This window comes from Phormidium sp. CCY1219, assembly GCF_035615515.1.
Lineage (GTDB): Bacteria > Cyanobacteriota > Cyanobacteriia > Cyanobacteriales > Laspinemataceae > CCY1219.
In genome coordinates this window covers 20,948-28,023 of the sequence record NZ_JAJENT010000483.1, presented here as the reverse complement: position 1 = coordinate 28,023, position 7,076 = coordinate 20,948, and the positions used below count along the sequence as shown (strand labels likewise).

General features: G+C 49.2%; 10 protein-coding genes. 7 read left to right on the top strand and 3 right to left on the bottom strand.

Going from position 1 to position 7,076, the window contains the following annotated elements; translation table 11 throughout:
- Window positions 1-50: 50 nt before the first annotated feature.
- The 4 genes from LKK83_RS12720 to LKK83_RS12705 all read left to right on the top strand — a co-directional run bounded on the left by LKK83_RS12720 (window position 51) and on the right by LKK83_RS12705 (window position 2,325).
- Window positions 51-242: a hypothetical protein gene (locus tag LKK83_RS12720; RefSeq protein WP_324631519.1), complete on the top strand. Its 192-nt coding sequence runs from the start codon at window positions 51-53 to the stop codon at window positions 240-242.
- 36 nt (window positions 243-278) lie between these two features.
- Window positions 279-1,388, top strand: coding sequence for a succinate dehydrogenase/fumarate reductase iron-sulfur subunit (locus tag LKK83_RS12715; protein ID WP_324631518.1), 1,110 nt, complete (start codon window positions 279-281; stop codon window positions 1,386-1,388).
- 6 nt (window positions 1,389-1,394) lie between these two features.
- Entirely contained in the window at window positions 1,395-1,589 is a 195-nt protein-coding gene (locus LKK83_RS12710; RefSeq protein WP_324631517.1) for a chlorophyll a/b-binding protein, read from the top strand.
- A gap of 166 nt (window positions 1,590-1,755) precedes the next feature.
- Complete coding sequence (locus LKK83_RS12705) at window positions 1,756-2,325, top strand: Uma2 family endonuclease (protein ID WP_324631516.1); 570 nt, start codon at window positions 1,756-1,758, stop codon at window positions 2,323-2,325.
- Window positions 2,326-2,395: 70 nt separating this feature from the next.
- Here the strand turns inward: LKK83_RS12705 and LKK83_RS12700 are convergent, their stop codons facing one another.
- Window positions 2,396-2,524 (bottom strand): hypothetical protein, encoded by a 129-nt coding sequence (locus LKK83_RS12700; protein ID WP_324631515.1) that lies wholly within the window; start codon window positions 2,522-2,524, stop codon window positions 2,396-2,398.
- A gap of 81 nt (window positions 2,525-2,605) precedes the next feature.
- On the opposite strand from LKK83_RS12700, the gene LKK83_RS12695 reads away from it, so the two are divergent.
- Window positions 2,606-3,427 (top strand): tetratricopeptide repeat protein, encoded by an 822-nt coding sequence (locus tag LKK83_RS12695; protein WP_324631514.1) that lies wholly within the window; start codon window positions 2,606-2,608, stop codon window positions 3,425-3,427.
- Window positions 3,428-3,689: 262 nt separating this feature from the next.
- Window positions 3,690-3,941: a DUF4278 domain-containing protein gene (locus LKK83_RS12690; protein ID WP_324631512.1), complete on the top strand. Its 252-nt coding sequence runs from the start codon at window positions 3,690-3,692 to the stop codon at window positions 3,939-3,941.
- A gap of 162 nt (window positions 3,942-4,103) precedes the next feature.
- Here the strand turns inward: LKK83_RS12690 and LKK83_RS12685 are convergent, their stop codons facing one another.
- On the bottom strand, window positions 4,104-4,832 hold the full coding sequence (locus tag LKK83_RS12685) for a rhomboid family intramembrane serine protease (RefSeq protein WP_324631511.1): 729 nt from the start codon (window positions 4,830-4,832) through the stop codon (window positions 4,104-4,106).
- A 446-nt stretch (window positions 4,833-5,278) separates the two neighbouring features.
- Here LKK83_RS12685 and LKK83_RS12680 point away from each other — a divergent pair, with 446 nt between their 5' ends.
- Window positions 5,279-6,883 (top strand): sensor histidine kinase, encoded by a 1,605-nt coding sequence (locus LKK83_RS12680; protein ID WP_324631510.1) that lies wholly within the window; start codon window positions 5,279-5,281, stop codon window positions 6,881-6,883.
- On the opposite strand, the gene LKK83_RS12675 is transcribed toward LKK83_RS12680, so the two are convergent.
- Window positions 6,867-6,989 (bottom strand): hypothetical protein, encoded by a 123-nt coding sequence (locus LKK83_RS12675; protein WP_324631509.1) that lies wholly within the window; start codon window positions 6,987-6,989, stop codon window positions 6,867-6,869. The two genes, LKK83_RS12680 and LKK83_RS12675, sit on opposite strands and share 17 nt — an antisense overlap.
- Window positions 6,990-7,076 lie beyond the last annotated feature (87 nt).

Below are 7,076 nucleotides of genomic sequence, written 5' to 3'. Positions count from 1 at the left end.
GCTTTAAGCCTTAGATTCCTTGCCCCGCTTACGTTTTCGGTATTTCAACCTTGACTTTGGCGGGAACGATTCGCACCTACTCTTTTATATTGCCATTCTTATCCGACGGCAGTGGCGATCGCCCCTGCTGTTCGATTCACATCCTCCCCCAAAACCGTGGCGGGCGCAGGGCGAAATCTACAGTGCAACATTGCCACAATTGGCGCGAAAGACCCGAGACCCCCGGAATCGGCGTACAATAAAACACAGCAGTTCCCAGACGCGATTCTGTGTCACCCATGCAAGTTTTATTTAAAGTCGTTCGACAAATTCAAAATGCCGCCCCCAACATTCAGACCTACACCCTGGATGTCGAACCGGGAAATACCATTCTCGATTGTCTCAATCGCATAAAATGGGAGCAAGACGGCACCCTGGCCTTCCGCAAAAATTGTCGCAACACCATTTGTGGCAGTTGCGGTATGCGAATTAACGGGCGATCGGCCCTCGCTTGTAAAGAAAACATTGGCGACGAACTCGCCAGAATGGAGCGCATTCGCCAACAAACTCAGCTCGAAACCTCCGACCCTGGCAATGACTCCTTGCGCCCCCAGTCCGAAATCTCCGAGGCATTACCGGGCGGACCGCCTCACCCCACTACCGAGGATGCCATTCCCGAAATTACCATTGCGCCGATGGGCAATATGCCCGTCATCAAAGATTTGGTGGTGGATATGTCCGGGTTCTGGAAAAATCTCGAGGCGATCGACCCCTATGTGAGTACCGACGCGCGCCAGATTCCAGAACGCGAATTTCTCCAGTCCCCAGAAGCGCGATCGCGTCTCGCCGATAGTGGCAATTGCATCCTCTGCGGTGCCTGCTATTCTGAATGTAACGCCCGGGAAGTCAATCCCAATTTTGTCGGTCCCCACGCCCTGGCAAAAGCCTATCGCATGGTGGAAGATACCCGGGACGATCGCACGGAAGAACGGGTGGAAAAATACAACCAAGATACCTTCGGCGTCTGGGGTTGTACCCGTTGCTTTTACTGCAATTCTGTCTGTCCGATGGGCGTCGAACCAATGGACAAAATCGGCAAAATTAAAGATGAAATTCTCGATCGCAAAGATGCTAGCGATTCTCGTCCGGTTCGTCACCGCAAAGTCTTGCTCGATTTAGTCAAAAAAGGCGGTTGGGTTGACGAACGCAAATTTGCCGTCATGGTAGTGGGCAACTACTTTAAAGATATTAAAGGATTGCTCAGTCTCGGTCCGGTGGGATTGCGCGTGATGACTCGCGGCAAATTCCCCCTGACATTTGACCCCTCTGAAGGCACCGATGAGGTGCGATCGCTCATCGAATCCGTTCAAGCACTAAACTCCCAATCCAATACCGACGTCCAACAGTAAAAAACCATGACCTCCGAACAACCCGAAACCCCCACCCCACAACCCACCACCGACGAACCCCAACCCCCACAACCCGCTTTCGGTTGGACCGAATATGCCGAACGCATTAATGGGCGATTTGCCATGATTGGTTTTGTCGCTCTCCTCATCCTGGAATTCATCACTCGCCAGGATTTATGGACTTGGTTGGGGTTGCGCTAATCGCCATCATAGCGGTAGGGAAAACTCTGCCGCTATACAACATTTTCTCCGCCACTCGTTCCCAGGTTCCACGGCAAATTCCTACCTGTAGAGACGCGATTTCAAAGCGTCTCTACCTTGCCTCCCCCTCCCCAAATTTCCAGACGATTGCAGGAGAGTTGAGTTAATGAATCCGGTGGTGCTAAATTTAGAAAATGTCGGACTCACTGACGCACAATTCGAGCGGCTTTGTCAGGTGAATCGCGATGTGCAATTGGAACGAACCGCTAAAGGGGAATTAGTCATTATCCCACCGGTGGGCGGAGTAAGCGGAAATCAAGAAGCTGATTTAATTGCCGAAGTCGCGATTTGGAATCGGCAAACCCAACAAGGAAAAGTATTTAGCTCATCAACAATTTTTCGCTTGCCCAATGGCGGCGATCGCTCTCCCGATGTCGCCTGGGTAACACTAGAGCGTTGGTCCGCATTAACCCCAGAACAACAAGAAGCGTTTCCCCCCATTTCTCCCGACTTTGTTATCGAGTTGCGATCGAAAACCGACCCCCTCCCACCCCTCCAGGCAAAAATGCAAGAGTATCTCAATAGCGGACTACAGTTAGGATGGTTAATCGATCCGCAACAGCAACAGGCAGAGATTTATCGCCCCAATACCCAACCCGAAATCCAGAAACTTCCTTCCCGGTTATCCGGAGAAGAGGTGTTAACGGGATTCCTCTTGGATTTGCCGCTGTTTTAAGCTAAATTCTGCGGTTTTTGTCTCTCTCAATTCTCTCCCACCCACTCCCAAATTTTAAAAATAAATTCAATTATGACTGACGCTCCATCGTCCCATTAAACACCACCTGTAGGGTGGCCAAATATTTTCCCACCCTACTCCTCCTCCCATCCACTACCGCCGGGGCAACCCTCCCCAAGGTGCGGATTTTTCCCGTCACATTGAATTGAGGAAAAGTTCCGGAATGCCATTGGCGGATTACAATAAAAAGCGAGCAGTCTTGTAAAGCACAGAGAAACCAATGGGATATTCTATCGATGTCTACGACCACAATTTTGAAGAAGAAGTCCTAGAAAAGTCTTACGAAATTCCCGTTATCGTGGACTTTTATGCAGTGTGGTGCGGGCCTTGCCAAATGTTAAAGCCGATATTGGAAAAGGTGGCGCAAGAGTACGATTGCATTGTGGCAAAACTGAATATCGATGAGAATCAATCCATCGCCCAAGCATTTCGCGTGGAAGGAGTGCCGGATGTAAAAATTATCCGCAATGGCGAAATTATCGATGGCTTTGTGGGAGTTTTACCGGAACCTCAATTGCGCGAATTGTTGGTGAAATGCAATATCAAATCGCAATTGGATGAAAAGCTCGATGCAATTCGGCAAGAATTGTTGGCGGGAAATCGCAGCAAAGTGGCGGAACTGTTCGCGTCGTTGCTGACCCAATATCCCGAACATCGCCGGGTTTTAATTGAAGCGGCAAAGTTTTATATTAGTGAGGATAAGCTGGAAAAAGCTGAGGAATTGCTCTCGCCAATTCAAATGGACGAACGGGAATTTTTTGCTGAGGCGCAAGCGGTAAAGGCGTTAATTCAGTTTAAGGCAGAGTGCGTCAATCCGTCGGGAAATGGAGAGCTAGAGAGCAAGTTTTCTCGGGCATGTTGTCTGACGTTAGACGGAGAACATGAGTCGGCATTGCAGCTTTTTTTGGAGATTGTGGAAACTGACAGACAGTTCAAGTCTGATGGGGCGCGAAAGGCAATGCTGTCGATTTTTGAGTTGCTGGGAAATAACCATCCGGTGACGAAGGAGTATCGCAAGCGTTTGATGATGGTGCTGTATTAATGGGGCGCGATCGCTTCTCCCCAGTTGTCTGAGTTTTTTCCCTTTTCTCGCAGGATCGTTGCCTCGAAATCCTCCCGAGGATTGGTCCTGTGCCCCCTTTGCTGATGTAACGATTGAGGTGTTGAAGAACTAATTTCGGGCATTACAGGTGTTTTTTACACCCGGATGTCTCTGGGAACTTCTACCCCAGGGGACAAGGGTGTAAAACCCTGGTTTGCCTTTTGGTGTCAACAACCATCGAAGTCTGTTACAGGTTACAGTAATGAAACTCATGTATCGCGGTGTCAGCTACAATCTAGCGCCTGCTGTGGAAACGCCGCAGTCGGAAATATCGGGCAAGTATCGCGGGGTGTTTTGGCGCTTGAGAAGGCAAAAGAAGCGCGGAAAGTTCGCCGGGTGCGATCGCTGTCGGTTTTACTCCGGGGATCCGCATTTGCTTTGTGCGGTCCATCCGGATGGTCCGGGTGGCGATCGCTGTCCAGACTTCGAGTTAGATTCACCCAGGAAAAATTGAGAATTAAGAATTAAGACTTGAGCAATTTTTGATTTTCAATTTTTGATGAATTAAATAGGTTTTGCAAGTTTAAATCAATGGGTTTGAGAGAGAAGAGAGGGAATATTTTTCCCATCTTCTCTTTTTTTTACTCGCTTACAGGAAGGCTGGGAGAATTTAAACTTAATAAATAGCCCGGTTGGGTTTATATTTGACGAAGAACGGAACTAATCCGGCACCGATAATCAATCCCACTCCATGCGCCCAGTAGCCGATGCTGAACGGATTTACGCCGCCGATAACCGCCAGCTTGCCGATGCCATAAAAGAGTTGCTGGACGAACCACCAGAGCAAGTAGAAACTGATGGGAAGTTCGATGGGAATAAACAGGATAATTAAGGGTAGAATGGTGTCGATTTTGGCTTTGGGAAAGTTCAGAAAGTATGCGCCGAGGATAGCGGCGATCGCGCCATTAGCTCCGACTAAAGGTACGGTTAAATCCGGAGCGATCGCCACTTGAGCGATGGCGCTGAGGATGCCACAGAGCAAGTAAAAGATTAAAAATCGTCCGTGGCCTAAAATCTGCTCGACCCGCTTGCCAAATACCCACAAAAATAGCAAATTTCCTAAAATTTGACTAATGCTCCCATGCAGAAACATGCCGAGGACAAAAGATGTTGCGGACATGAAAATCAAAGTTACCCAAGCGGCGGGATTTTGATGGGCGATCGCATCGGTGACCACGGCGAGGATGCGATCGGGAACTACGCTCCAGGTTTGCAGAAAATCAGTCAATTCCCCTGCTAGGTCGAGTTTAATTTCCAGGATAAATAAAGCCACATTTAACCCAATCAGGGCGGAAGTGACGAGGGGTCGCGTGCGAGTGGGGATGTTATCGTCGATGGGAATCATAGGTGCAGGTTGATTCGATGAACGGACAGTATTTCTGAAGGATACGAACCTGAATCAATGTAACCGGGGAACTCCCAGTGATGGCGAGGGTGTCTGTGTCATATCAAATTGAGTTATTTTACCTGCAATATTATCCAAAAGTGGGTGCATCTTGCTTGCGACATCGAAGGAGGAAGGGAAACGCAACCGGGTAAAGTGACTGTAAAATGTCGATTTAGCCATTTTTAACCGCAATTTTCTCAACTCTGTCAAGTGGGTTACGCTTTACCATAGCTTAACGAAAATTTAACCTACATTAAAGAATGATAAATCCCAATCTGGGTTGCATGTTTTTCAGGGAAAATAGATAATAGAGAAAAATCTGTTGATTTTACGAAAGTACCAGTTTAGGGTCGTTGGATGTGTTTGTACTAAAAAAATCTGATGCCGTGTTATCGGGTGGATCCTTGTCAAAGGACGTTCTGCGGAACTTACGGTTAAGCTCAACCTTGTTAGAGCTGACGCTTTATGATTTTCAAGTGGAGTCCTCGACGCCGGGGGGTGAAATCGCACAGGCGTTTTCCGACAATCCTCTCCTTCCGGGGGTGACGATTGTAGAGGGCGATCGCTTTGTGGGAATGATGTCGAGACGGCAATTTTTCGAGCATTTAAGCCGTCCTTATGGGTTAGAATTGTTTATCCGGCGTCCGATTAAGGCGTTATATGCCTTGACGGAAACCGAGATTTTGATTTTCCCGGGAGAGACGTTAATTTTGATGGCGGCGAGACGCTCTTTACAGCGATCGCCGGAGTTTTTGGACGAACCGATTGTAGTTCGGGTTGCGCCGCATGTCTACAAACTTTTAGATTCTCATCAATTACTGGTGGCCCAGTCCCAAATTCACGAACTGACGACGCAATTAAATAAGTTAATTTTAAATTCCGCCGGGGAAGGCATTTTTGGCTTAAATCGCGACGGGCGAACCACTTTTGTCAATCCCGCTGGGGCGCAGATGCTCGGATATGACGTGGGAGAATTAATTGGCATCCCGATGGAAAAGTTCTGGTCGTCCCCGCCGGGGGAAACCTGCTCGCCCGATGCAGAAAACCCGTTCGATCGCGTTTTAGAATCGGGGGGAATTTATCACGTGAGCGATGCGGTGTTTTGGCGCTCGGATGGGATATCTTTTCCGGTGGAATATGCGATCGCCCCCCTGCAAGACTCAGGAGAAACGATTGGCGCGGTGGTCACGTTTAAGGATATCACCGAGCGGAAAAAAGCCGAAGCGGAAGTCAGGAATCTGAATGAAACTTTAGCCCGATATACGGTGCAATTAAAAGCAACTAATAAAGAACTCGAAGCGTTTAGCTATTCGGTTTCCCACGATTTGAGGGCACCATTGCGGACGATTGATGGTTTCGCCCAGGCGTTATTGGAAGACTATAGCGATGGACTCGATGAGTTAGGTCAACATTACCTCAAACGGATGCGCGTCGCCACCCAACGCATGGGCCAACTGATTGCCGATTTGCTGCGCTTGTCGCGGTTAAATCGCACCCAGATGCAGCGCGAATCGGTGAATCTGAGTCAAATGGCTCAGGCGATCGCCAAGGATTTGCAGCAAATGGAACCCCGGCGATCGGTGGAATTCGCGATCGCACCCACGGCGATCGCACAAGGCGATCGGCGTCTGATTCGGGTACTCTTGGAAAATCTGCTGGGTAATGCGTGGAAATTTACCCGCAAAGTCCCGCAAGCGCGCATCGAACTCGGAGTAACGGATCGCTGCGCCCTCATCGCCCAGGGCTATGACAAATTGTCAACTCGCAATACAGAAGTCCCACCCCACCAACCGGTGTATTTCGTGCGCGATAACGGCGCAGGATTCGATATGACCTATGCCGCAAAACTGTTTGCCCCCTTTCAGCGCCTGCACTCCAGCAGTGAGTTTGAAGGCACCGGCATCGGTTTGGCAACAGTGAGGCGCATCATCAATCGCCACGGAGGACAAGTCTGGGCAATGGGTGAGGTGAATCGAGGTGCCGCGTTTTATTTTACCCTGAGTCGTTAGCACCCCCGTTCTCCTCGTCCACCGGGCGGCGATCGGCCACTTCCCCCGATTCTACCCCACCGGGATGAAAATTGCCGCCCTTCTCCGTGCATTTACTGTGAGTCACTTCGCTTCATTGAAACTTCACATCTGTACTCGATAAAAATATGTGCTTTTACGAAAACTTTATAAAAAATTCGGGAAACTTGCTGCA